Source organism: Paenibacillus sp. fava2 (assembly GCF_058313675.1).
Genome location: NZ_CM177755.1, coordinates 707,620 through 734,072 on the forward strand (window position 1 = coordinate 707,620; position 26,453 = coordinate 734,072).

24 protein-coding genes are annotated in these 26,453 nt (G+C 51.5%); 21 read left to right on the forward strand and 3 right to left on the reverse strand.

The features are described from left to right. The first annotated feature begins 25 nt into the window (after positions 1–25). From purD to ilvA, 6 genes are all read left to right on the forward strand, one after another. On the forward strand, positions 26–1,291 hold the full coding sequence (gene purD, locus AC4G46_RS03235) for a phosphoribosylamine--glycine ligase (protein ID WP_491126660.1): 1,266 nt from the start codon (positions 26–28) through the stop codon (positions 1,289–1,291). Between the two features lie 276 nt (positions 1,292–1,567). Further along, the gene (locus tag AC4G46_RS03240; protein ID WP_491126661.1) at positions 1,568–2,866 is read left to right on the forward strand and encodes a tetratricopeptide repeat protein; all 1,299 of its coding nucleotides are present in this window, start codon (positions 1,568–1,570) and stop codon (positions 2,864–2,866) included. A gap of 348 nt (positions 2,867–3,214) precedes the next feature. Next, the gene (locus tag AC4G46_RS03245; RefSeq protein WP_491126662.1) at positions 3,215–4,561 is read left to right on the forward strand and encodes a transcriptional regulator; all 1,347 of its coding nucleotides are present in this window, start codon (positions 3,215–3,217) and stop codon (positions 4,559–4,561) included. 209 nt (positions 4,562–4,770) lie between these two features. Next, positions 4,771–5,010, forward strand: a complete 240-nt coding sequence (locus tag AC4G46_RS03250) for an aspartyl-phosphate phosphatase Spo0E family protein (RefSeq protein ID WP_491126663.1) — start codon at positions 4,771–4,773, stop codon at positions 5,008–5,010. 429 nt (positions 5,011–5,439) lie between these two features. Continuing rightward, a complete protein-coding gene (locus AC4G46_RS03255) occupies positions 5,440–7,620 on the forward strand; it encodes a methyl-accepting chemotaxis protein (RefSeq protein WP_491126664.1) in 2,181 nt (726 codons plus the stop codon). A 218-nt stretch (positions 7,621–7,838) separates the two neighbouring features. After that, positions 7,839–9,101 carry a threonine ammonia-lyase IlvA gene (gene ilvA / locus AC4G46_RS03260; RefSeq protein ID WP_491126665.1) on the forward strand — a complete coding sequence of 421 codons (1,263 nt, stop codon included), beginning with the start codon at positions 7,839–7,841 and terminating at the stop codon, positions 9,099–9,101. A gap of 158 nt (positions 9,102–9,259) precedes the next feature. On the opposite strand, the gene AC4G46_RS03265 is transcribed toward ilvA, so the two are convergent. Further along, positions 9,260–10,183, reverse strand: coding sequence for a hypothetical protein (locus AC4G46_RS03265; RefSeq protein WP_491126666.1), 924 nt, complete (start codon positions 10,181–10,183; stop codon positions 9,260–9,262). 39 nt (positions 10,184–10,222) lie between these two features. Next, the gene (locus AC4G46_RS03270; RefSeq protein ID WP_491126667.1) at positions 10,223–10,885 is read right to left on the reverse strand and encodes a DUF1129 family protein; all 663 of its coding nucleotides are present in this window, start codon (positions 10,883–10,885) and stop codon (positions 10,223–10,225) included. A gap of 186 nt (positions 10,886–11,071) precedes the next feature. Between AC4G46_RS03270 and AC4G46_RS03275 the strand changes: the two genes are divergently transcribed. From AC4G46_RS03275 to corA, 14 genes are all read left to right on the forward strand, one after another. After that, positions 11,072–11,272 (forward strand): hypothetical protein, encoded by a 201-nt coding sequence (locus AC4G46_RS03275; RefSeq protein ID WP_491126668.1) that lies wholly within the window; start codon positions 11,072–11,074, stop codon positions 11,270–11,272. 232 nt (positions 11,273–11,504) lie between these two features. Beyond that, positions 11,505–12,335 carry an alpha/beta hydrolase family protein gene (locus AC4G46_RS03280; protein WP_491126669.1) on the forward strand — a complete coding sequence of 277 codons (831 nt, stop codon included), beginning with the start codon at positions 11,505–11,507 and terminating at the stop codon, positions 12,333–12,335. Positions 12,336–12,413: 78 nt separating this feature from the next. Further along, positions 12,414–13,190: a DODA-type extradiol aromatic ring-opening family dioxygenase gene (locus AC4G46_RS03285; protein ID WP_491126670.1), complete on the forward strand. Its 777-nt coding sequence runs from the start codon at positions 12,414–12,416 to the stop codon at positions 13,188–13,190. 192 nt (positions 13,191–13,382) lie between these two features. Next, a complete protein-coding gene (locus AC4G46_RS03290) occupies positions 13,383–14,483 on the forward strand; it encodes a DUF3048 domain-containing protein (RefSeq protein WP_491126671.1) in 1,101 nt (366 codons plus the stop codon). Between the two features lie 206 nt (positions 14,484–14,689). Beyond that, on the forward strand, positions 14,690–15,307 hold the full coding sequence (locus tag AC4G46_RS03295; protein WP_491126672.1) for a DUF47 domain-containing protein: 618 nt from the start codon (positions 14,690–14,692) through the stop codon (positions 15,305–15,307). Positions 15,308–15,320: 13 nt separating this feature from the next. Next, positions 15,321–16,310, forward strand: a complete 990-nt coding sequence (locus tag AC4G46_RS03300; protein WP_491126673.1) for an inorganic phosphate transporter — start codon at positions 15,321–15,323, stop codon at positions 16,308–16,310. Positions 16,311–16,668: 358 nt separating this feature from the next. Further along, positions 16,669–17,397 carry an amino acid ABC transporter ATP-binding protein gene (locus AC4G46_RS03305; RefSeq protein ID WP_221803929.1) on the forward strand — a complete coding sequence of 243 codons (729 nt, stop codon included), beginning with the start codon at positions 16,669–16,671 and terminating at the stop codon, positions 17,395–17,397. A gap of 31 nt (positions 17,398–17,428) precedes the next feature. Continuing rightward, complete coding sequence (locus AC4G46_RS03310; RefSeq protein WP_491126674.1) at positions 17,429–18,283, forward strand: glutamate ABC transporter substrate-binding protein; 855 nt, start codon at positions 17,429–17,431, stop codon at positions 18,281–18,283. 150 nt (positions 18,284–18,433) lie between these two features. After that, positions 18,434–19,087 (forward strand): amino acid ABC transporter permease, encoded by a 654-nt coding sequence (locus tag AC4G46_RS03315; RefSeq protein ID WP_491126675.1) that lies wholly within the window; start codon positions 18,434–18,436, stop codon positions 19,085–19,087. A 26-nt stretch (positions 19,088–19,113) separates the two neighbouring features. Next, positions 19,114–19,764: an amino acid ABC transporter permease gene (locus tag AC4G46_RS03320; RefSeq protein WP_068725991.1), complete on the forward strand. Its 651-nt coding sequence runs from the start codon at positions 19,114–19,116 to the stop codon at positions 19,762–19,764. A gap of 127 nt (positions 19,765–19,891) precedes the next feature. Further along, the gene (locus AC4G46_RS03325) at positions 19,892–21,139 is read left to right on the forward strand and encodes a sensor histidine kinase (RefSeq protein ID WP_491126676.1); all 1,248 of its coding nucleotides are present in this window, start codon (positions 19,892–19,894) and stop codon (positions 21,137–21,139) included. 3 nt (positions 21,140–21,142) lie between these two features. Continuing rightward, a complete protein-coding gene (locus tag AC4G46_RS03330; RefSeq protein ID WP_491126677.1) occupies positions 21,143–22,045 on the forward strand; it encodes a response regulator in 903 nt (300 codons plus the stop codon). 223 nt (positions 22,046–22,268) lie between these two features. Next, positions 22,269–23,384, forward strand: coding sequence for an IS110 family RNA-guided transposase (locus AC4G46_RS03335; protein WP_491125419.1), 1,116 nt, complete (start codon positions 22,269–22,271; stop codon positions 23,382–23,384). A gap of 736 nt (positions 23,385–24,120) precedes the next feature. Next, a complete protein-coding gene (gene corA / locus AC4G46_RS03340) occupies positions 24,121–25,080 on the forward strand; it encodes a magnesium/cobalt transporter CorA (protein WP_491126678.1) in 960 nt (319 codons plus the stop codon). Between the two features lie 96 nt (positions 25,081–25,176). Here corA and AC4G46_RS03345 read toward each other — a convergent pair whose 3' ends face one another. Further along, on the reverse strand, positions 25,177–25,722 hold the full coding sequence (locus AC4G46_RS03345; protein WP_491126679.1) for a tyrosine protein kinase: 546 nt from the start codon (positions 25,720–25,722) through the stop codon (positions 25,177–25,179). A 439-nt stretch (positions 25,723–26,161) separates the two neighbouring features. Between AC4G46_RS03345 and AC4G46_RS03350 the strand changes: the two genes are divergently transcribed. Next, positions 26,162–26,452, forward strand: coding sequence for a YerC/YecD family TrpR-related protein (locus tag AC4G46_RS03350; RefSeq protein ID WP_039869680.1), 291 nt, complete (start codon positions 26,162–26,164; stop codon positions 26,450–26,452). Position 26,453: the final 1 nt, after the last annotated feature.

The window sequence follows — 26,453 nt, forward strand, 5'->3', positions numbered from 1 at the left end:
ACTACCTGGGGAGGATTTCAGTTCAATGGATATTTTAGTGGTCGGCGGCGGGGGCCGGGAGCATGCGATTATCTGGAAGCTGTCCCAAAGCCCGTCAGCCGGTAAAATCTACTGTGCACCCGGCAACGCCGGGATTGCCCAGCTGGCGGAGTGTGTGCCGATCGGCGTGTTTGAGTTCGATAAGCTGACGGCGTTCGCCAAGGAGAAAGAGGTAGGCCTTGTCGTTATCGGACCTGATGATCCGCTGGCGGCAGGCATTGTTGATGCTTTTGAAGCGCAGGACATTCCGGTATTCGGACCCCGTAAAAATGCAGCTGAAATTGAAGGCAGCAAAACCTTTATGAAGGACCTGCTGCATAAATACAATATTCCGACAGCGGCCTATGAGAAGTTCAGCGATTATGAAGCGGCGCTTGCGTATTTGCGCGGACAGGGATTGCCGATTGTAATTAAGGCAGATGGTCTTGCTGCAGGCAAAGGGGTAACGGTTGCGTATTCGCGCGAGGAAGCAGAGCTGGCGCTGCGTGACATCATGGTCACCAAGGTGTTCGGTGAAGCCGGCGCCCAGGTCGTCATTGAGGAGTTCCTGGCCGGGCAGGAGATGTCGATTCTCGCTTTTGTCGACGGGGAGACCGTACGTCCTATGGCGGCTGCGCAGGATCACAAGCCGGTGTTCGACGGAGACAAGGGGCCTAATACTGGCGGAATGGGCACATATTCCCCTCTACCGCATATTGATGAGTCTATTATCCATGAGGCGGTTAAGACCATTATTGAGCCTACGGCCAAAGCTATGGTATCTGAAGGCCGTTCCTTTAGCGGCGTGCTGTTCGCGGGACTGATGATCTCGCCGGATGGTAAGCCCAAGACGATCGAATTCAATGCCCGCTTCGGTGATCCGGAGACCCAGGTGGTGCTGCCGCGGCTGAAGAGTGATCTCTTGGAAATCTTCCTGGCTGTGGCAGAAGGCAGACTGGCTGATACCTCTATTGAGTGGAGCGACGAGGCGGCTGTATGTGTAGTGCTGGCGTCTCAGGGCTATCCGGGTAATTATCCAAAAGGCGTGCCGATTACCGGGCTGGAGGAAGCAGGGGACGGGCTGGTCTTCCATGCGGGAACTGCGCGGGGAGAGGACGGAAGCTGGCTTACAAACGGCGGACGTGTGCTGGGGGTAGTAGGTAAAGGTGCGGATATTGCCGAAGCGCGCGCAGCAGCCTATGCCAGTGCGGAGAAGATCCATTTTGAAGGCAAGCAAAACCGCAGTGACATAGCCATGAAGGCGCTGGTCTAAGGGTAAGAAACAGCTACTTTATTCCTAATTTTCTCGTAGAAAGTCCCAAAAAGGACTGACAAGTGATATAAGAAGTGCTATAATACAACTCGTACGGGGGAAAATGTTCGGATATATACAGATAAAGGGTCTTTCCTTTCATGGAAAGGCCTTTTTTAATCATAAGGAATTTATAAGTTTTCGGGGTCCCCGCAAAGTATCTGAGTCAGCACATGTAAAGGCCCCGCTTTGTGGGGTCATTTGAAATCGGTTTTTTAAGTATAGGAGGAATTAGCTTTGAGTAAGGTTGGAAGAAACGACTTGTGTCCATGCGGAAGCGGTAAAAAATACAAAAAATGCTGTCTGGGAAAAGAAACCTCTGCAGTAGAGTCGATCCTGCGGCTCGTCACAACTGAGGAGGCGGATGCAGTTGCAGCACAAGCCGCTGCTTCACCTGAAACGGGTGTCCGACCTGAAGGCAAGCTTACACTGACCAAACTGAAAAAAATGGTGGCGCGTGAATTGAAATGGGAGCATCCGGCCCATGAGCAGCTGGCCATGCAGCTGATCGAGAGCATGCGCGGCGAGTATGAGCGCGAGCTGATTTTTGAAGCACTGGTGCTCTGGAACGGCTTCTCCGGCCAGAACAAGCCTGCAGTGAAGAAAGCAGGGTCATTCTGCGCGGCAATTGAGTACATTCTGTCTGAGGAATACGGGTTCAATCTTTCCCTAGCCGCTCTGGCCGATAAGTATGAAGTAACGACGGCCACTATTTCGCGCAAAGTGAAGGAAATACTGAATTATATTGAAGAGTACGGCAGAGAAGGCGATTCTGACGAGCTGTCTGTGCTAAGCGGACCTGGAACTGCCAGGGAAAAGGCTCAGCTGCTGCTGCATAAAGCGATGGAGTCCGCCTCCGGTAAGCGCCGTATTCAGCTGGCGGAAGCGGCTCTGGAAATCTATCCGGACAGCTCAGATGCTTATCTGGTTTTGGCTGAGGAATCGGAGAACGAGCAAGCGGCGCGTGCTTTTCTTAAGGCAGGTATCGCGGCCGGTGAACGGGAGCTGGGCGAAGCCTTCTTTGCCAAGAATAAAGGTTATTTCTGGGGTCTGACCGAAACCCGTCCATACATCCGGATCTGCAAGAGCTATGCGGAGTCCTGCTGGTTCGGCGGCAAAGCGGAGGAAGCCGCAGAGATTCTGGAGCACATTCTGGAGCTTAATCCGGACGACAATACGGGTGCCCGGTATCTGCTGGCCGCTGTCTATTTGTACAGCAACCAGTTGAAAGAAGCGGAGCAGTTCTTGAAGAAATACGGCGAGGATGATGCAGCTGCTGCTTTTGCCTATGACCGGATCGTTCTGGAATATAAGAAGAACGGCATTACCTCCCAGCTCAAAATGCTGTACCGTGTAGCGCGCGGTGTGAATAAGCATGTGCCTGATTATCTGCTGGGCGTGAAGCGTCTGCCGCATAATCTTCCGGATTTCGTCGGAATGGGCGATTCCAATGAAGCAGTCGAATACGTCATTATGCATTCCCGTTTATGGGCAAGCCTGCCGGACTTGCTGAAGTGGATGCTGAAGCAACAATAGAAAAGGATATAATTGCTGTAAGAGTGAAAGCTGCCGGAACGATTCCGGCGGCTTTTTTGATGTGACATGACATTGGAGGTTAATGAAAAGCCCGGCCTTGAGGATGAAAACAAATACGAAAATTTCATTATATAACTTCCTGCAAAAAAATGTAGAAATCAAGAAAAAAAAGGGTTGACCAATACTGAGGAGGTGGGTATATTTGTAATATATTAGAAAAAGTTATCAGTTTTCAGCGATGAAGTTGAGGAGTTTTCAGGCATTGCCGGTGTTCCTTCAGGAGGTGGTTAATTGATCTATACAACCACGATTCGCAGCGAGCTGGAAGATTATATTGAACGTGAGGGCTTGAATCTCAGTCAGCTGGGCAGGAGAGCAGGCCTTAATGCCGGAACGGTCAGCTCCTTGATGAAGGGGAGCAGGGTGCTTGCGGTTGACCAGCTGGACAGGATAACAAGGGTGCTGGGCTTGCCGGAAGGGTATTACTACGAGCATTATATTCAGGAATGTATCGTAGAGACCGTACCGAACTGGCGCAGAATCAGACCCTTTCTGTTCCGATGTGCAGAGCTGGACTGCCTGAATTGCATTCGCCAGTCAGTACAGCTGTTATTGGACAATCTGACCTACTCACCGCTTTTGTTTGAGGTTGCAGAAGAATTCTTTACTACCGGTAAGTGTAAGGCCGCTGCTATTCTCTATGAGTGTGTTGCCGCAAGTGAACGGAGACAGCATTCGGAACGTCTGGCCTTCTGCCAGTACCGGTTGTATATGCTCCGGCTGGGAGATAATCAGGAGAATAACCTTCAGGCGGCAATTCAATTTGAGCCCTTTGTGGAAAGGCTCGATGAGCTGGATCAGCTGGATGCCCTCAGGGAGTTGGCTAATACATACAAGTCGTTACAACGCTGGGATAAGGTTGATGAAATTGCTGCAGAGCTTGGCAATAAGGCTAAAATACAGCTTAGATTTGCCTCTCAGGCAGAGGTTGAGAGAGAGGCTTATAATAAGCTCAAGCGGCCCCTGTTTGCATATTCGGCGTTTTCAGACCTGCTGCGCGGCGGTGTCTGTGATGCAAGGGGAGCATATGAAGAGGCGCTTGAATACGCCTATAGATATGCCGATTTGAGCTGGGTGAAGGACAGAGATGAAGAAACGTTGAGATGGGTCCAGCTATTCGAGGGCTGGGCTAAAGCGAATATATTCGTAGGTAAGCTTATGATTGGAAATGAGAGTGTCCTACATGAATATGCAGAATTAATTGAGAGTGATGAAGAAGAAATACTGATAGGAATTCTGAATATTACAAAGGCTGCAAATAGATTCGATTTTGATATAAATATTATTCTGGAGAAGTTTAAGTCCCGGCTCACGTCCTATTTCTCGCTGCAGTCGGATCCTGCGGGCATATATACACCACAAATTATAGATGAAGAATCTGCAGAGTGCTGCTATCAATTAGCCTATTACTATCTATGGAATGAGCTATATTGTGAGGGTTTCCGATATGTGCTGGTTGGTTTGGAAAAGGCGAGGTTTATCAATAACGAAGCCCGCATACTATCATTTGTGCGGTTGTTTGAACAATTCCGGGATTACGCATCATTTGATATACAGCGGCAATACCAAAATTCAATGAAGAAGGGGTTTGATCAGGATGAAAAGAAAATTAGCAGGGTTATTAGTAGTAAGTAGTTTGTTATTGGCAGTAGTCGTTCCCGGTATATCTCAGGCAAGCCCAATAACTCCGAACAATATCCATGGCTGTTTGTAATTGGAGTTGCCTAAGGACCAGCCACCGGCTGGTCCTTTTTTTGTCTGAAAATTTTATTATTTATCTGAAAAAAGTTTCACATAGAGTAACGCATATTATTTTACAATACTATAAAAAGGAGGGATAAAAGGTGAAGGATTCAGAGTGTATGAAACACAGCATTGAGCAAGCGCGTTATAAGCTGAATAAGCTTGAACAGCAATTTGATCTCTTACATCCCGTGGTGCTCCATCAGTCGATGGTACTCGATGAACTTATAAATGAATATAACCGCTATTGCTTCAGACGGGCGATGGAAGCTTTGCGCAGCAAATCCCATACCAGCGAAGGCAGCTGGACGGAACAGCCACGGCAGTTGAGCTACAGCTAAGCGGCATCTCCAGAATTTTAAGATTTCTTTGGTTAGTTGCGGCAAAATGTCATGCACAACCTTTAGATTAGCCACTGCCGCAGCTGCATCCTCTTTTTCTGCGTTTCACTCCCCAATCTGATTAATCAATGATCCTCAGTACTATAACACCAATACCCTCCTGACATTAAACCTCACATGACATTCGCTGATATATCCGTTTTTGCCGACAATTCAGCTAATACTGGACATTTTCTACATGAAATTGTTTATTTAATGCTGCGTTTTTCTGAAAAAACCTGACATGGACACAGTTATTTCACAGCTCAATGTAAAACGGTAAAGGGATAAAGAGTTTTTTTGCAGAAATAAGCTGAAATAAGTCGAAAACAGCTGGTTTATTCAGAAGAGAGTACTGTCGGCTCATATTGATTAAAGGTGGGGAGCCCTATGGCACTAAGAAAAAAGAAAGAAGAAAAGAGCGGGGACGGGCAGAGGCTGGCACTCAAAGCTGTGGAGGAGCAGGGGGACTTCACCGCAGATCATTTAAAGAAGGCAGCGAAGCCGGTCTCTGTGTTTCAGGCATGGATTGAACCGGTCCGCAATATGGGCATCAGGGGCAAGCTGTTTTTGTCCGTTATTGCTTCTGTTGTTGCTATTATTGTTGCTGTGGCTCTAGTTATCTATAGCAATGCCAAGCAGATCATCGTAGAGGATTTGAGCAGTGCGCTGTCGTACGAGAAGGAGGAGATCAATGTTAAGGTCAATGATCTGCTCCAGCCGGCGTCTGCCAGTGTTGAGCTGCTGAATGCCAACAGCTACATCCGGAATTTTATCGGTATGGTGAAGTCGGCTGACACGGTTAAAACTACCGAGGGCTACACTGAGCTCATCGAAACCCTTAACCTCATTAAGGACAGCAACAAGAATCTGCTTAACGTATATATCGGGCTGGATGCGGTGAATAAGGTCATTACACAGGCTGAGTTTGAGCCCCCGGCGGACTTTAATATGAAGGAGCGCACCTGGTATACCTCTACAGCCCGCAACAACAGGGTAACGGTAACCGATCCTTATATTGATGCAGGCTCCGGCAAAATGGTCGTAAGTGTGACAGCGCCGATTCAGAACGACTCGGGCCAGCTGATCGGGGTTGCAGGCGTAGATATTTCGACAGAGCAAATTACGCAGGCGCTGAGCGCTTTTAATTATAAGGGCAGCGGGTTTGCCATTCTGATTGATAAGACAGGAACGTTCATCTATCACCCGGATTCTGATAATATTCTGCTGAAGAAAATGAGTGATCTGGGCCCGGATTGGAAAACGGTCGGCGACAAAATGGTCCAGTGGGGCGCTAACGTGATTACAACCGGTATTGATGGTACGGACAGTTATGTGTCATATGCTCCTGCCGTTCAGAACCAGTGGTCGGTCGCGCTGATTGTTCCCCGGGCGGATGCAGAAAAGGTTCTGCAGACGTTCAAGCTGATCTTTTTTATCTCGGTTATGGCTGCAATTGCTGTAATGTCCGCTCTGCTCTATTTTGTCTCTAATAGTATTCTGAAGCAGATCCCTGTTCTGACTGCGGCGTTCAGGACGGCGATGGCCGGTGATATGTCGGTGCGGGCGAGAGTAACGGCAAAAGGCGAGATTGGTGTGCTGGCCGATGGCTTTAATGAGATGATTTCATCCCAGCAGAAGCTGATTCAGGATATTAAAGTGAGCTCCGGCAGTATCTCCAAGGCGCTCGACAATACAGAGCAAAATATATTTGCGCTCGACGGCGGCATTTCGGAGGTTTCGGCGATTACGGAGGAATTGTCAGCTGGTTTGCAGCAGACAGCGGCTTCCATGCAGGAGATGAATGCCAGTACGAATGAAATCGAGCATGCGGTGAACGGGATTGCCCGCAAAGCCCAGGAAGGCGCCGAGGCGGCCAGCCGGATAAATGAACGTGCTGACAGGCTGAAGCAGGCTGCTATCGCTTCACGGATGCAGGCAGATAGGGTATACGGGGAGAGTGAAGAGAAGCTGCGCAGCGCAATCGAGCAATCCGGGTCCATTCAGCAGATCCGGCTCCTGTCGGGAGCTATTCTGGAAATTGCTGCACAGACCAATCTGCTGTCGCTGAATGCATCGATTGAGGCAGCGAGAGCGGGGGAGGCAGGACGGGGATTCGCTGTGGTCGCCGAGGAAATCCGCAAGCTGGCAGATACCTCGCGCGAGACGGTTTCAGAGATTCAGAATGTTACAGAATCGGTAGTCGGAGCTGTCGAAGGGCTCGTGGAAGGCGCTGAGAGGATGCTGCGCTTCATGGATAACCAGGTTCTCAGGGACTACGATTCCATGCAGGAGACAGGTCAGCGGTACAGCGAGGATGCCCGGTATATTGAGGAGCTGGTGACTGATTTCAGCGCAACCTCCGAGGAGCTGCTTGCCTCCATCCAGAGCATGCTCACGGCCATTGGGGAGACCAGCATCGCAACGAATGAGGGAGCTGCGGGAGCGGGCAGCATTGCTGTCCAGGCGGAGCAGATTATCAGCAAATCAGGCGGCATTGTAGCCGAGATGGAAGATATCAAGAACAGCTCGGCACGGCTGCAGGAGGCCGTGTCCCGGTTTAAGGCTTAGGAATAGTTGTAACCAGCTTTGCTGCCTGGGGCGCGAGGCTGGTTTTTTTTGTGAATAATATGAAATGATATGCTTTACCACTACTACTTACGCAGCCGTTTCTGCTAGAAGTTAGACGGAGTATTGCCCGGAGGAGACAGTACTTGATAAAATGGCATTTGAAGAGTATGTTACAAGAAGCATAAATTTTAGATAGAAACAGTGAGGCGAGGAACTTGATGAGAGACGGCGAAGACCGGATCGTAGGAATGGAAGATATTGTGCGGGCCCACCATGTGCTGCGGGAGGTAATCGTCCGTACACCGCTTCAGCTGGACGCGGTGCTGTCGGCCAAATACGGCTGTAATGTATATTTGAAACGCGAGGATTTGCAGATTGTCCGCTCCTTCAAGATTCGGGGAGCCTATAATATGATCCGAAGCCTGTCTGCCGAGGACCGGGCCAAGGGCATTGTCTGTGCGAGTGCAGGCAACCATGCGCAGGGTGTGGCTTATTCCTGCAAAGCGCTCGGCATTAAAGGCAAGGTCTTTATGCCAAGCACGACCCCCAATCAGAAGATTAAGCAGGTCCGGCGCTTTGGCGGCGAATTTGTCGAGGTCATTCTCAAAGGGGACACCTTTGATGATGCCTATGACGAAGCGCTGCAGGCCTGCATTGATTATAGTATGACGCTGATACACCCGTTCGATGAGCCGCGGATTATTGCCGGCAACGGGACAATAGCCATGGAGGTTATGGAGAACCTGGACAAGCCCGCGGACTTTGTGTTCGTTACCATCGGCGGAGGCGGTCTCGCTGCTGGTGTAGCCACTTATATCAAAACCGTAAGCCCCGCAACCAAGGTTATCGGCGTAGAGCCTTCAGGAGCTGCTTCCATGAGTGAAGCCATAGAGCGCGGTGAAGTGGTTACTCTCAATGAGATCAACAAATTTGTGGACGGCGCTGCCGTCAAGCGTGTCGGCGGCCTGACCTATGATATCTGTGCCCGTCATCTGGATGATGTGGTCAAGGTGCCTGAGGGTAAGGCATGTACGACTATACTGGAGCTGTACAACGAGAACGCGATTGTGGTTGAGCCGGCCGGCTCGCTGCCGATTGCGGCACTGGACATGTACCGGGATCAGATCCGCGGCAAGACGGTGGTCTGCATCGTCAGCGGTGGTAACAACGACATCGACCGGATGCAGGAGATCAAGGAGCGGTCGCTGATTTATGAGGGGCTGAAGCATTACTTCATGATTAACTTCCCGCAGCGTGCCGGTGCACTGAAGGAATTCCTGGCTGAGGTGCTCGGTCCGGATGATGATATTACCCGCTTCGAATATACCAAGAAGAATGATAAGGAAAACGGTCCGGCCCTTGTCGGCATTGAGCTGTTCCAGCGGGAGGATTATGAGCCGCTGATTGAGCGGATGAAGCAGAAGGGCGTTGATTATACGGAAATCAACAAGGAGCCGAACCTGTTCAATATGCTGATCTAACGTTTAATTTGAAACAGCTAAAAAGGCCCGCCTGCGGAGAGCTCTTCGCAGTGCGGGCCTTTTTAGCTTGGAATTTGCATGGGCGCTATGCTTGCTGCAGCCCTTAAGCGCTCACGGATTAATGCAGTCAGTCTATGAATCTTGCAATTCTCACAGGTCTAAGACAGCGGAACCTCTGCCTTCCGGTAGTTCTCGACGGCGTCATTCAGCTTATAGCTGTTCTCCTTCAGCAGCTTCATAAAGCCCTCAAGCTTCTCCAGGAAGGGGCTGCTGCCGGTATTCCGGGTGAGGAAACTGCTGTAGGCCTTTTGGGCTTCCAGATCCATCTCCTGATTGTCATAGTGGAACAGGGGGGTGTTATTCTGGCCGTAGAAGGTGTCGGTTTCATACATGGCATACAGCTGTTTGACCGCGGCTATCCGGTTGGACTTGGGGTGGTTCCTGATGAATTGCTCCTGGCTCAGCGCCCGTCCGGCTACCTCGGACCAGCCGATGACCAGCCCGTTATCCTTGGACGAGGGCAGATCGGATTCGGTAGCCATAATCGTAATATACTCCCGGATATCGCTTGTCACGTACAGCTTATATTTGCGGTAGGCGGCATAATCGATCACCGGAAAATAAGTGCCCTCTGCTGTCTCCAGTTTATATCCGCTCTCCCCGGCACTCTTGAGCAAGGCTCGGAGAGTGCTGTCATTCGTGCTCTCGGCCAGCTTAGCCATGCTGGCGCCGGTTGTGTATATGGTGCCAAGCTTGCGCTGTACAGTGCTGTTGCTGAACCGGCTCTCCCATACCTTCAGCCCGGCCTTGTGGACATTTTCCAGCTTCAGAATCAGAACGGTAGCCTGATATGGGGTAACCGCATAGATGCTGCTGTTCAAATATTTAATCGCCTGGGGCAGCTTGGCGGAGTCTGCCAGCAGCGGCAGGGCAGACTGGTAAACTGCCTGGGCATGGCTGATGCCTGTGGCTGCTGTATTAGAGGCGGCAGCCGGTGCACCTGAAGCATAAGCGGATAAGGCGGCTCCCTGGAGTCCGATAATGAAAGCCAGTGCTGTCAGTAGAATGTTATGCTTCTTCATGGAAGAACCCCCTGTAATTGTCGGAGTAGAATAAGAAATCTATGATCTGAGAAATATGAATTTCAGCCCAAGCCCTCCGGCTGCGCCTAAAGCAAGGCTAACCCAAGGCGAGACCGTAATGACAGGAAACAGATTATCAAGCAAGGCGCCGGCAAAGATGACGACAACGGCTATAGCAATGTAGATCCCAAGTGCCTTGATATTAAAGGTTTTGAACCCCGGTGTGTCATTCTCGGACAGGGAAGACATCCAGCGCATCAGCAGCTCCATCAGCACAATGGAGCCCAAGCCTACGAGAATCAGCGTAAATACACTGATCTTGCTGAACAGGTCCGCAGAGCTTCCGCTCCATTTCACAATAAGCCCGCCGACGGCCAGCACGGAGAACATCAGGGTTAATGCCGTCCAGGCAATCATCAGATAATAGTTCAGTTTGCTGCGTTCAGGCCGTGCAGGAACGCTGTCCATAATGTCTTTGAAATATTCCTCCGGGTTCTCCCCGAAGATCTGTTTGGCGTTTCTGCCTTTACTCTGGCCCTGCAGCAGCAGACGGGCAGCTTCAAGCAGGTGCTCCTCCGCCCGGACCCGTTCCACGCGGCTGTCCCGCATGGCCAGAATCATATCCTCAAAATAAGAACGGTTAAACGGTGTCATCTGCTCGCGTAAGGCATTATTTTCCTTCATCATAGCTTTAACTTTCATAGCCGAGTTATAAACCTCCAGGTATCGGGTAAGCACAAAAGCCTTCAACCTAGAGTATACGTTTGCCCGGCTGCTGTGTGCAAGGACAACCCTCTGCCTGGTATGAATAATCTATTTTGGAAGAGTAAACACTAAGCTTGTGATTAGCTTCACAAATCGGGCTACAAGGAAGGGGCAGGTAACGTTATGGGTTATGAGGACAAAAAACAGGCAGGGACATTTAGCGGTGACGGCTTCGCGCCTGCAGAGAACAGCGGAGTCGGCGATTGGGGAGCCTCTGACGGCTATAGCTTGTGGGATGCTGCAGGTCAGGATACAGTAACAGGCTTCGAGGATTGGGAAGGACGTCAGGAGACCCACGATATGTTTCACAGCAGCTACGATTGAGTATAGCAGCGTAATGCTTCAGCCTCTTTGTGCTCAATAGAGCGGAAGAGGTTTTTTTAGTGTAGGCCGGCGCCCCCCCAGCTTCACTGAATCTATTCTTGTCTGGCGGCTGCATTAGTGTAATACTGTTGACAAAAGGACTTGGGAAAGTATAATAAAGATATTAATCATACTAAGTTAATCGGAATTATAATACATTGGAGCGGCGTTTCTTTAAGAGGAGGATACAGCAATGGAGCGGAATATTGTAATCCGGTATGAACAGGAAGAGCTTACAGCGAGCATACATTATCCATCACGGGAAAAGGGAGCCACGGGACGCTGCAAGGACCGGGTACCGCTGGCCGTTATCTGCCACGGGTTCGTCGGCAACCGGATCGGTGTGGACCGGATCTTTGTTAAGGCTGCGCGTGAGCTGGCCCGGGACGGTTACATGGTTATCCGCTTTGACTATGCAGGCTGCGGCGAGAGCAGCGGGAATTACGGCAGCCAGGACATCGAGTCGCTGATAGCCCAGACCCGCGCAGTGCTGGATTACGGGATCGGTTCTGCAGATATTGACCCGCAGCGCGTTACACTGATCGGCCACAGCCTGGGCGGGGCAGTAGCGCTTCTGACGGCTGTCCGTGACCGCCGGGTGAAGAATCTGGTGTTATGGGCCGCGGTCGGGTATCCGTTCAATGATATTGTAAAGATCGTAGGCAGGGAAGCCTATGACCGCTCTGTCAAGGAAGGCGCTGCAGATTATGCCGGCTATTCCTTTACACCGGTGTATTTCAATTCCCTGGCGGCCTTCCAGCCGTTCCAGGAGGCGGGTAAATTCAGCGGGGATGTGCTGGTTATCCACGGAACCTCTGATGATGTCATTCCTGTAGATTATGCATTCCTATACCAGAAGCTGTTCTGGACCCGCCCGGAGGGGCGCTGCGACAAGGAGATTATTTTCCAGGCTGACCATACCTTCTCGTCCGGACCGGCGCAGGAGCAGGTGCTGAAGCGGACCAAGGAATGGATGAACCAGCAGGAGCATTTGCAGCAGGAATGGCAGAACTGGATGATCTAGTATGCTGTTCGCATTCCGTGCCAATTAGCGGTAGAATAAAGGGGCAGACCATATACTGGGTTATGGAGGTAGGCTCCTATGAAATTACCGGCATTTTTCATTGCGCACGGCTCACCGCTCCTTGCACTGGAGGATAACGAATACACCCGTTTTCTGGAGCGCCTTGGCCAGGATCTGGGGAAGCCCCGGGGCATCGTAGTTTTCTCTGCACATTGGGATAGTCCCGAACAACTGATTACAGTAGATGCACAGCATGAAGCGCAGCATGATTTCTATGGATTTCCGGAAGAGATGTATTCGCTAACCTATCCGGCCCCTGGTGATCCTGCGTTAAGCAGCCGGATTTCTGAGCTTTTCAGTGAAGGAAATCTTCCGCACCAGCCGGTTCTGGGCCGGGGGCTCGACCATGGCGTATGGGTCATCCTCAGCAAAATGTTCCCGCTGGCCGACATTCCGGTCGTGGCCTTATCCGTTGATTCTCTGCGTTCACCCAAGGAGCAATATAAGATCGGACAAATGCTTGCTCCGCTGCGCGAGGAAGGGATTCTGCTGCTGGGCAGCGGCGGACTCGTCCATAATCTGCGAATGCTGAAGCAGGATGACCAGCCTGAGGCGTGGGCACTGGAGTTTGACGCCTGGCTGGCTGATGGGCTGCAGAATTGGGATCTGCCTTCACTGTTCGCCTATGAGACGAAGGCGCCGCATGTGCGGGCCGCCGTTCCGTCCTATGGCAAGGAGCATTTCGTCCCGCTGTTCTATATCATGGGAACGGCTGATACCGGCAGGCAGGCGCAGCTGATGATTCAGGCCTATCAGTACGGAACCTTAAGCCTGAATTGCTGGATGGTCGATTAACGTTAAATAAAATCCGCTTAGGATACAGCCGATATAGAGGCTGTATCCTTTTTTGTGTCTCCTTCAAGACAAAGGGGACGGGCTGTGCTTAAATGGAAGAAGATATCCAAAATTCCCCTCCGCCCCTATCCCTGTATTTATCTAGTATGAGTATTAAAAAATGCAGCTCAAACCTTAGGAGGTAAGAAGTATATGAAAGTAAACCGCAACTCAACCCGGTTACTCACCGGGCTTATGCTTGCTTCAATGCTGCTCTCCGCCTGCGGAGGCGGAAATACAGCGCCGGAGGCGGCTCCGACGGCAGTGGTGACGGCATCGCCGCAGCCGAGTGAACTGCCCGAACCTTCGCCGACTACGGCTCCCCCGGTGCGGCAGCTGTCCGGATTAACCGGGCTGCCGGTGCAGGAAGGCAGCCTGGCGCGGCCGCTCGCGGTGATGATTAACAACGCGCCGGCCGCCCGGCCGCAGTCGGGCATCAGTGAAGCGGACGTCCTCTATGAGGTTCTTGCGGAGGGCGGGATTACGCGGCTGATCGGGATTTTTCAGAGCCACACCGGCGTAGTCAAAATCGGCCCGGTCCGCAGCATCCGCCCGTATCTGATCGATCTCGGCGAGAGCTACGGCGCAGTAACGGTGCATGCCGGAGGAAGTCCCGCGGCATATGCCATTCTCCAGCGGCAGAAGAAGGCGGATATGGACGAGATCGGAAACGCCGGCGCTTATTTCTGGCGTGATAAGGAGCGGAAGGCGCCGCATAACCTCTACAGCAATGCAGCAAAGCTGCTGGAGGGGGCTGAGAAGCTGGGCTATTCAAGCAGCATCGAGGTTCCGTCCTACATGTTCACCGATCCGGACTACCTGCCTACGGAGGGACAGGCGGCTGCGAAGCTGGATATTCATTTTCTGCTGCAGAGCTATAAGGTAGGCTATAACTACGACACAGAGCGCCGGACCTATGCGCGCCTGGTCAACGGTAAGGCACATCTGGATCTGAATAATAATAATCCGGTGGAAGCGGCTAATATTATGGTGATTGGGGCAGACCATAAGGTATTGGACGATGTCGGCCGGCTGCAGATTGATGTCGAGCTGGGCGGAGAGGCACTGCTGTTCCAGCGCGGAACCGTCATTTCAGGCAAGTGGGCGCGGAAGCCGGACGATATGATCCGTTTTGTGAAAAACGATGGAACCGAAGCCTTGATGTATCCGGGAATCACCCACGTGCTGATCGTGCCGAACAGCCCGTCTTTTGCAAGTCATGTAGAATACACGGCATCATCAACTCCGGAATGAATGTGAACGAAAAATGTCGGTTCAAAGAAATGTCATCTAAGTTCGAGGAAAATGTTAATATAGCGTAAAAAAGTTCGCTTTTTTTCTTCTATCCCCAGTTCGGATATGATAAGATAACAAGGGTTGTCATCCATTTTCATGCTGCTTACATTTTGGATGGCATTCCGGACTCTCACGGCAATTTTATGTAAAGGGGTTTAAAGGAAATGAAGTTGAAAAAGAAGGATATTTTCTTTGAGACATTGGAAAATATGGCGGATACAATCGTTCAGTCAGCTGATTACTTCGCTCAGAACATCAGCAGTCTCCGGGAAAATATCGATACGTTTGCTTCGGTGATGAAGAAATACGAATCCCAGTGCGACACCTACACGCATACAGTCATCAAGGAGCTGAACAAGACGTTCATCACTCCGCTTGAGCGTGACGATATTATGGATTTGATCACCAGCATGGATGATGTGATGGACGGTCTGGAGGCTTCTGCTTCACGTTTCTATATGTACAACCTGCTGGATGCTGATGAATATATCGTGCAGTTTGCCGAAATTCTCCGCCAGTCTGCCTATGAGATTCAAAAAGCGGTTCATTTGCTTTCCCAGAAGAAGCTGCTGGCGATCCGCGAATATACCATCCGCCTGAACGACCTGGAGAACCAGGGTGATGAAGTGCTGCGGATCTGCACCAAACATCTTTTCGAAACGGTCAAGGACCCTATTGAGCTGATCAAGCGCAAAGAGCTGTACGAGCGTCTGGAGACGACCACGGATAAATGCGAGGACGTAGCCAACATGCTGGAATCGATCATCATGCGCAACTCATAAGGGGCTCTAAGATATGGAAACATCATTATTCATGCTGGGTTTTGTAATCTTTCTTGCACTGGCCTTTGACTTCATCAACGGCTTCCATGATACAGCGAATGCAATCGCCACTTCCGTCTCGACCCGTGCGCTTAAACCGCGTACCGCTATCATCCTTGCAGCAGTCATGAACTTTGTCGGGGCGCTGATGTTTACAGGGGTAGCCAAAAAAATCGGCGGAAGCATTACCGATCCAACCCTGCTGGATAACGGGATCAATATAGTAGCTGCGACGCTGATTGCGGCCATTATCTGGAACCTGGTCACCTGGTGGTTCGGGATTCCTTCCTCTTCCTCACACGCTCTAATCGGTGCTTTGGCCGGTGCGGTGTATGTCGGAGCAGGCTCTGACCATATCAAGTGGGAAGGCTTTATTGAAATTGTAGAGGGGCTTATTTTCTCCCCGCTGATCGCTTTTGTGATCGGTTATATTGTAATGACGATCCTGAAATGGATCTTTGCCAAGCGCAGCCCGCATACCGTCAACAAAGGCTTCCGCTCGATGCAGGTCATAACGGCTGCGCTGCAGTCCTTTACACATGGTACGAATGATGCCCAGAAAGCGATGGGGATTATCACCTTTGCACTCGTAACCTCGGGACGCCTGGATACGATGGAGGTTCCGCTGTGGGTTAAAATTGCAGCTGCAACGTCCATGGCCCTCGGTACCTCGATCGGCGGCTGGAAGATCATTAAGACGATGGGTACGAAGATTTTCAAAATCGAGCCGATTAACGGCTTCGCTGCGGACATGTCTGCCGCATCCGTCATCTTCACTGCTACACTGCTGCATCTGCCTGTCAGTTCCACGCATGCCATTACCTCAGCGATTCTCGGGGTAGGCTCGGCCAAGCGTTTCTCTGCCGTTAAATGGGGAGTTGCGGGACGGATTGTAGTGACCTGGTTCATCACCATTCCGATCAGCGCAGTGCTGGCCGGAGTTATCTGCAAGCTTTTCTTCTAAAAAGAACGGTACTGAAGATGTCATGGAGGCCACGAACGGCTGCTGACATCTTTTTTTGTTGTAAAGATTTTTGTATATGGGAGCAAGGAGAAGACACCGTGAGGTGTCTTTTTCGCTTTACAAGAGAAAAGGTCACAAAAAGTCACACCATTTCGATAAAAAACATTAATTGGGGCAAAAAGAAAATGAAATATTTCACTTTCAGAAAAGAAAGTGACATGAAATTTTACAGTAATTCGTAGGATAATGTAGGATTTGGTAGTCTCCGCAGTAAGGTGTGTTTTAAGTGTTACCATAGCTGACAAAGAACGGCTTTCAGAATCTTGTAACTTGAGAAGCTTGTAAAGGAGGACTGTCGTTGATTGATTTTCATCAGGTAGAGAAGCATTACGGGCATTTCCATGTGCTGAAGAATATTGACCTGCATGTTAGTGAGGGGGAAGTAGTCGTTGTGGTCGGCCCTTCCGGGTCCGGTAAAAGCACGATGCTGCGCTGCATCAACCGGCTGGAGACGATAACCAGCGGCGGGCTGACTGTTGACGGAATAACGGTAAATGAGCGCAAAACGGATATCAACAAGCTGCGCAAGGAGATCGGGATGGTGTTCCAGCATTTCAATCTGTATCCGCACAAAAAAGTGATCGACAACATTACCCTGGCACCAGTAAAGGTACTTGGCCAATCGAAGGCTGAGGCGGAGAAAACCGCCATGTATTATCTGGAGAAGGTCGGGATTGCTGATAAGGCGCAATCGTATCCGTCCCAGCTGTCCGGCGGACAGCAGCAGCGCGTCGCTATTGCCCGGGGGCTGGCGATGAAGCCGAAGATTATGCTGTTCGATGAACCGACCTCGGCGCTTGATCCGGAAATGGTCGGCGAGGTGCTGGATGTTATGCGTACGCTGGCCCGTGAGGGGATGACGATGGTGGTCGTGACACATGAAATGGGCTTTGCCAAAGAGGTTGCTGACCGGGTGATCTTTATGGATCAGGGGCAGATTGTGGAGGAAGCGGCACCCGCAGAATTCTTTGCCAGTCCCAAGGAAGAACGGACGCGTACGTTTCTTAGCCGTGTGTTAAGCCATTAACCAAATATACAGATTACGGGGAGGAAGAGAAATGATCAAGATCAAGAGCATCAAATGGGTAAGCCTGCTGCTGGTTGCTGCACTATTCGTTATTGCCGGCTGCGGCAATAACAACAATGCCGGAAATTCCGCTGCGGCGGGCGGCAATGCTGCCGGGGAATCCGCAGATTCCGCAGCAATCGCCAAAATCAAGGAACGCGGCAAGCTGCTGGTCGGTGTGAAGTACGATACCCGGCTGTTCGGGCTTAAAGACCCTGCTTCCGGCAATGTGGAAGGCTTCGATATCGATATTTCCAAGGCGATTGCGAGGCACATCCTGGGTGACGAAAATGCGATTGAGCTGAAGGAAGTAACGTCCAAGACGCGCATTCCGATGCTGAACAACGGCGAGATTGATATGGTTGTTGCTACAATGACCATCACAGAAGAGCGCAAGAAGGAAGTAGACTTCTCCGACGTATACTTCCAGGCCGGCCAGTCTCTCCTGGTTAAAAAGGGCAGCCCGATCACCGGACTTGAAAGTGTAACGAAGGATACGAAGATTCTCGGCTCCAAGGGTGCCACTTCGATCAAGAATATTAAAGAAAAGGTTCCGGGCGTAACCGTGCTGGAATTCGATAACTACCAGGATGCATTCGCAGCCCTGAAAGCCGGCCAGGGGGATGCGCTGACTACGGATGATGCGATCCTCTACGGGATGGCTGCCCAGGATGAAGGCTATGAGGTTGTAGGCGAGCCGTTCACCGATGAGCCATACGGCATTGCCGTTCAAAAAGGGAACACCGATGTCGTTCAGGCTATCAATGATACACTGACTGAACTGAAGGCTAACGGCGAATATGATGCCATTTATACGAAGTGGATCGGTAAAGCTCCGGCGAAATAAGTCTGACAGCGTTCTGCCTATAGGAATCAGCGAAACGGTACCCGGCCTGGACAAGGACGGCTCTGCCGTTTCTTCTTGTAAAAAGGGAGAGGCATCAGGTACGGAACGGATAAGCACTAACTATTATTTTGCAGGCAAGGGTAGGTGAGAGTGATGGATTTTTCGATATTAACGGATTATTTCAGCCTGTATCTGGAGGGCTTCTGGGGAACTGTGCTGTCCAGTGTGCTGGCGCTGATCGGCAGCTTTGTGCTCGGGGCCATTATCGCCGTCTTCCGCATCACCCCGGTCAAGGGGCTGCGCTGGTTCGGAACGGGTTATGTTGAGTTTGTGCGCAATATTCCTCTGCTGCTCGTAGTGTACGTGTTCTATTACGGGCCATCGGCAATCGGCTTCACACTCGATGGCTTCACGGCAGGGACAATCGGGCTCGCGGTATATACCTCGGCATTCATTGCCGAAGCCATCCGTGCCGGTATTATGGCTGTCCCCAAGGGCCAGATGGAGGCGGCGCGTTCATCCGGCCTGAGCTATATCCAGACCATGACGAATGTGATTCTGCCTCAGGCCATCAAGCTTGTAATACCGCCGCTGGGCAACCAGTTCATTAACCTGATTAAAAACTCGTCCGTATTGACGATTGTCGCCGGATTTGACCTGATGTACTTCGCAGACAGCATTTCCACGGAGACGTACCGCACGTTCGATACTTATATTTTTGTAGCGGTATTCTATCTGGTGCTCACTGTGCCGCTGAGCTATGGCGTACGGGTATGGGAACGCAGATTGCAGCGTAAGTACTAGAACGAAAGCACCTGAGGAGGGATAGTATGGATTTTGCCGGTGCATTTTCGCCCGCTAATTTAGGCTTTTTGATGGACGGCCTGTATATCACGCTGATTGTGGCGTTTGTGTCGATTATTCTGAGCTTTGTCATCGGTGTTGTTGTCGGTGTGATCCGCTACGCGGAGGTTCCGGTGCTCTCACCGGTCATGTTCTTTCTGGTGGAGCTGATCCGTAACCTGCCGCTGCTGCTGATCATATTCTTCGTGCGCTTTGCGCTGCCGGAGGTAGGGATCAAAATGGGGCTGACCGCCGCCGCGATCGCCGCCCTTACAGTGTTCGAAGCTGCGATGATTGCCGAGATTGTGCGCGGGGGATTGAACGCAGTTGATAAAGGCCAGATTGAAGCCGCACGCTCGTCCGGTCTCAGCAGCTTCCAGACCCTGTGGCATATCGTGCTTCCGCAGGGGCTGCGGCATATGGTGCCGCCGCTGGTCAGCCAGTTCATCTCGCTGCTTAAGGATACGTCGCTGGCGACGATCGTCGCGCTGCCGGAGCTGATGCATAATGCGAAGATTGTTATGGGTCAGAAGGAGAGCTATACCATTCCGATTCTGATCATGGTGGCCCTGATGTATTTCGTTGTCAATTACCTGCTGTCGCTGATTTCCAAACGGCTGGAGCATAAAACAGCATAATTTCCGGAAAAAGCATGTCAGGTATATAAAAGAAATCAAGGTTATGGTAGTATAGTTGACAACATCATAAGCAGGAGTAGTGTTGATGGGACAATCTATACTCAAAAACAGAGCTATACAGATATTCATGGCAGCTTTTGGTACAGCGATAGCCGGCGAATTCAAAATCAATCCGTTTGACGGCGATGTTTTCCGGATTGCATTAGGCAGCAGCGCGTTTCTGCTGTTTTTGCTTTTAATGAGGCGTCTGCCTTATATTACGACGGGGATTGTCACAGGAATAGTGGTCCTGCTGTTCCGCACCGGGATGGATGCTATAGGAAGCAGCGGGGCTTCGGCTATTGAGAGCCTGACCAGCCATTTCTCGGCCATGGTTTATTATATTATGTTTGCTTTGCTGATGAATCTGATCAAGAGCCGGATCGATACATTCCATCCGCTCGTATTGGGCGGGGCTGCAGCCGTAATTGATCTCCTGTCGAACGAAATGGAGCTGCTGACCCGGCTGATTGTGCTGGACTCGGCCTCCTTCCGGCTGAATGAATGGACGTTTTTGATGGCAATCGCCGTCATGCGCACCTATTTTACAACCGGGGTATACAGCAGTATCTCCGTCAGCCAGCTGCGGATTAAGCAGCGCGAGCAGAACCGGCGGATGGAGCAGATGCTTAGCTTCAGCTCAGGGCTGTATGGTGAGGTCTTTTATCTCGAAAAATCAATTGGTACCCTGGAGCGTGTTACGTTAAGCAGCTACGATCTGTACCGCAGCCTTAAAGCGGAGGAAGTGCTGCAGCCGTACAGCCGGCAGGTGCTTGATATTACGCAGCAGATCCATGAAGTGAAGAAGGATTCGCAGCGCATTCTGGCGGGGCTGGTGAAGCTGGTGGACCGTGAGGTGACCGGTGATCTCCCGCTGTCTGTCATCATGAAGTTCACTATGAAAAGCAATGCCAAATACGCAGAAATGCTGGGCAAACAGATTCAGTTCACGCTGAATATGACCTCTGACTATACTACCGCCAGCTATACTCCCCTGTTGAATCTGCTTGGTAACCTTACAGCTAATGCGGTTGAAGTAATAAAAGGAAAAGGCAGCATCAACCTGGATGTGCATGAGGAAGGGAATTATACCGTCTTTACTGTGACTGACAGCGGCGGCGGGATTAAGGAACGTGACCGTGAGCTGCTGTTCGAACCGGGCTTTACGACCAAGTTCGATCAGGAGGGCGTGGCGGCTACGGGAATCGGGCTGTCGCATGTGCAGGATATTGTCGATTTATTCGCCGGGCAGATCACCGTTGAGCCAGTCTCGGAGCTTGGAGGGGCCAGGTTCCAGATTAAATTGCCGGCAAGCGGGCTGCGGAAGGAGGAGTAGGGGATGCCATTATCTTTTTGTATTGTGGATGACGATGCAACGGCCAGAAGAATGCTGCAGCATATCATCGAAGACAGCGGCCTGGGTGAAGTGGTTGGCACAGCCGAAGGCGGCCAGGAGGGCGTACGCCTGATTCTGGAGGAGCGTCCCGACATCGTGCTGATGGATCTGCTTATGCCGGATCAGGACGGCATTGAGACGATCGATTCCCTGCAGGCCCAGGGCTGCCGCTCCAAGTTCGTGATGATCTCGCAGATTGAGAACGGAGATTTGGTCGGCCGTGCCTACCGCAGCGGCATTGAGTTCTTCATCCGCAAGCCGATCAACAAAATCGAGGTCGAATCAGTGCTGCATAAGGTGAATGAGCGCTATGCGATCAACCGCTATCTGGATGAGATCAAATCAAGCCTCGGCAAGCTGGAAGGACTGCAGTTCGGCATGGCGCAGACGGCGGTGAATAGACGGACCGTGAAGGAGATTGTCCAGCCCATTCTGATGAACATGGGGATGATCTCCGAGGGCGGGAGCCGTGACATCATCCTGATGATGGAGCTGGTGGCGGCCAGAGAGGATAACCGTACGCTTCCGCCGCTCAAAGAGCTGTACGAGATGGCCGCAGCCACCTATAAACCCTCACCGGCTGAGGCTGCCAAGGAAGTGAAGGCGATTGAGCAGCGGCTGCGCCGCGCCCTGTCCGCGGGGCTGGCCAACCTGGCTTCGATCGGCCTGACCGATTACGGAAACCCGAAGTTCGAGCACTACGCGCCGCTCTATTTCGACTTCGAGGAGGTCCGGCTGAAGATGAAGGAGATCGAGCTGGGCCGGGATTCCGGCAAGGTGAAGGTCAACATCAAGAAGTTCCTGCAGGTGCTGCATCTGGAGCTGCTGGAGGGCTTGGGGCGGTAAAAGACGGATGATATGTGTGCTATTGCTATTGGGGTGGCGGATATGTCAGAGAGCAGCTTGTTGGGCACCGTTATGTGTAAAACCGCTGAATTAGGGCGACTGGGTGGCTTATCCAACGGACTAAGTTATGATGAACGAAAGGCAGCTCCTGTTCGCACACCGTAGGTTAAAATGGAAGTGAGAAACCACCATTTCAGAGCTACATGCGAAAGGAGCTGTTACTATGAAGAATACCATAAAATACGTCGGTTTGGATGTGTCTAAAGAAAAAATTGTGGTGGCGATTGCAGACGAGGGCCGGGAACCTGCCCGGTATCATAGTGCCATTGCCCACACGCCCGATGCGGTGGGACGTTTAATTCGCAAACTCCAAAGCCAAGAAGTCACGCTAGAGGTCTGCTATGAGGCGGGACCTACCGGGTATGACTTGTATCATTGGCTGACGAAAATGGGGATTTCCTGCACCGTTATCGCCCCTTCACGCATTCCACAGCGCCCAGGCGATGCGATAAAAACCGACCGGCGGGATGCCGAGCGATTGGCCCAGCTCCATCGTGCCGGGGAATTGACTGCGATCCATGTGCCAACTCCAGAAATCGAAGCCTTGCGAGACCTCATCCGGGCCCGGGAGGCTGCCCGTGGCGAGTTACACCGAACCCGGCAGCGGCTCATCCACTTCCTGCTCAGGCACCAGATTCACACACCGGAAGGAATGAAACGGCGCTGGACGAAGAGATACCGGCAGTGGCTAACCACCCTGACGTTTGCGTTTTCAGCTCAAGAACGGGTATTCGCCGAGCTTCTGCAGGAGCTGCGGGAAGTGGAGGAGCGAATCAAACGGTTTGAAGCCGCCATGCGGGAGGAAGCGGAAATCTGTCCGTACGCCCCCGTGATTCAAGCCCTCCAGGGCCTGCGGGGAATCGCGCTGCTTACCGCCATGACGCTGGTCGTCGAGATTGGGAATTTTGAGCGGTTCCGTTCGCCAGCTCAGCTTATGAGTTATTTAGGTCTGGTCCCAAGGGAATATTCCTCGGGAGCCAGCACGAAACGTGGACGTTTAACCAAAACCGGCAATGCAGCAGTACGGCGTACACTTGTCGAATCAGCCTGGAGTTACCGTCACCGGCCAGCCGTCAAAGGGGAGTTAGAAAAGCGTCTGGAAGGCCAGTGTGCGCATGTCCAGGAAACCTCGTGGAAAGCACAGGAACGGTTACACCGCAAATATCTGAAAATGGTCAAACGAGGGAAACACCGAAATCTGGCGATGGCAGCTGTAGGGCGGGAATTAGTGGGATTCATCTGGTCGATTGCCCGAAATGCAGAACAAAGAATGGCGTAGCGTAGAAAGGCAGGTTCCCGAAAATTGAATCCTTAGGGCGTGGAGACAAAGAGAAAGGTTCGAGGAGAAACCGTGATTTTCCACTGCACAGGATCTGCGGATCTGACGTGCGAAACTAAGTTTACGGCAGCTCCTTCGACGTAGGCATAACATGTGGTAACCAACCCACGGATAGCAGTGTGCCAGCCGACGACTCGCATTTTGTCTCTACGCCCAAGGGATTGAACCCCTTTGGTTTAAAGGGTGAAAACAGGAGAATTGACAAATTCGTTCATAGCAGTGGAAATTTGCCATCTAAATTCCCGATGAAGTCCGTAATCAGGAAACGAATTGGAAAAACATCACTTAATTTCGCCGAAATGGCCTCCAGAGCGGTAAACAGCCGGAATTAGTTAGCGTTTTTCCACCTAACTGACGTAAAGGCTGAGGAATGCTGAAATGAAGTGACGAAAATCCAACTAGCTGCTCTGGATACCTTGCATAAGCATACGATAAAGTAATGGAACAGCTCGCCTTACAATTAACTCTTCTGCGAAGCGTATGTGTGGCACAGCTATCCTTCGCTGCAACAGGCTAGTCGATCACCCTCGGAACCGCTGAAGCGGGCCGGGGGTTATTTTTTGTGCGAATAAGTTTAGATTAATCTGTGATTTGGGCGGAGGCCGTCTCATAATGTACAATAGTAGCATTAGAGCGCTGCAGTATTTGGGAGCAGGAACAAACGGAGGTCTCATTCATGATACGTACACTCGCGGTAACCCGTCAGGGGGAGGTGCTGACGGGGCTGGCGCTTCAGAACATTGTTATGGCTGAATATGCCTGGATCTGGGCAGACTTCAACGCACCGACGCCGGAGGAGACACGGCTGCTGGACAGCTATTTTCACTTTCATCCTCTGGCAATTGAGGACTGTATGCATACCCTGCAGCGGCCGAAGCTGGATTATTATGAGGACGTGCAGTTTTTTGTGCTGCATGCACTCAATGAGCAGACGCTGGAGGCGGAGGAGGTAGACCTGTTTCTGAGTCCAGGCTTTCTCGTCTCCTACCACCATCAGCAGAAGCCGGAGATGGACGAGGCCTGGGAGCTGGTGCAGGCGGAAATCCACAGCCGCAAAGGCTGGTCGGGCGGCCCGGTGGCTGCGGCCTATACGGTGATGGACAAGCTGGTCGACCGTTATTTCCCGAGCCTGTACAATCTGGAGGACGAGCTGGCAGATCTGGAGGGCATGGGTGAAAAAGAATCCGTGGAGGAGCTGATGAGCCAGGTCTTCCGGGTGCGCGGGCGGCTGCTGAAGCTGCGGCGGACCATTGTGCCGATGCGCGATCTGATGTACCGGATCGTCAACTCCCAGCATGTGCAGAGCAACGGGGAGGAGCGGATCTACTTCGGCGATATCCATGACCATCTGCTGAAGCTGACCGACATGATCGAGGTAGACCGCGAAATGACCGCCGATCTGCGGGACAGCTACATCTCGCTCAACTCCAACCGGATGAATTCGATTATGAAGACGCTGACTGTTATTACCACTGTCTTCATGCCGCTGACGCTGATCGCCGGCATCTACGGGATGAACTTCCGGGTCATGCCGGAGCTGGACTGGACGTACGGGTATCCGGTCATTCTGCTGGTGATGCTGGCGCTCGGAGGAAGCATGTTCCTCTGGTTCCGGCGGAGCGGGTGGTTTAAGTAGCGGTTTTACCCCAAAGCGGGGTCTATACATAAAAGCTGACTCAGGTACTTTGCGGTGACCCCGGTCTATATAATGAAAAAAAGCTAAACGCCACCGCTAAGAGCGGCGGCGTTTAGCAGAGGATGGAGAGGACTTCCGGCGGTTTTTGGGTTTAGCGGGAGCTTTACGGCGCTGCTTGGCGGGGCGTCTTTTTTTGCGTTTGGGCTGATACATGGCGGCATCCTCCTCGGCAGCAAAGGAGCCGGCTTTCTTTTTGCCGAAAGTGCCCATAACCAGCTTCACCATCGGTGCCATTTGCTGAAAGCCCTCGACCACCTTCTGCACCTTGCCCATGGAGCTTACAATCCCGTCGATCCCGCCCATCCGGTCAATAATCCCCTTGATCTGCTCCATGTTGGCCAGGTTTCCGAGATTCCCGAGATTGCCCAGCAGTCCGCCGGCTTTGGGAGCTGCTTCAGCGGCGGCAACAGGCACGGCAAGTGCCGTATCTGCAGCCTCTGTCCCGAGTGCGGGCAGCAATCCGCCTTCAATCGGGGGAGGCGGCTGGACGTAGGAACCGATGCCGGGATAGCCTGACGGACCATATGAACCGGCTAATGAGCGCCCGTCCCGGCGGGAATGATTATAGTAATGATGAGGCATAACATCACATTCCTTCGTTATTGGTTTGCTATACTGTATGTCATGGGCGAACATAGGGTATAGTCAAACGCCCGGATAACCGGGATACGAGCGGAAAAGGGCGGATGCCCAGAGGGATGGGGCGGAAGTGAAGAAACCGTGTCCATGCTTGATTTTCAGAGGTTATGTAGTACTATAATTAAGGCGGTAAATCCTATCAGATGCAGATAGAGTATAATCCAAATTGAATATAAGATGTGCGTATGGGGTGGACAGTTGTCCGTCATTTTCGTTCTTTACAGCGTGAAATCGTTAATGCTTGAAAAAACTGCCCCAGTGCAATATAGTAGAGGCAAGATAGTCTTGTTGATTTTACAGCTTTAATGCTTTAAAGCCAGTTTTGGATAATGCTTAATCCGTGAAGATGATGCTGACCAAACTTTTTAGGGGATGATTTACGATGCAGCTTAAGAAGCTAAACGATAAAAGTATTGACCAATTATTCGAAGCCATTTTGACACTTAAAAATATGGAAGAATGCTATGTCTTCTTCGACGATCTGTGCACCGTGAACGAGATTCAGTCGCTGTCTCAGCGTCTAGAGGTTGCGCGTATGCTGGGCAAGGGTTCTACATACAATCAGATTGAAGCGGAGACCGGAGCAAGCACAGCTACCATCTCCCGGGTGAAGCGCTGCCTCAATTACGGCAACGACGGCTACAAAATGACGCTGGAACGTCTGGGGCGCTAAT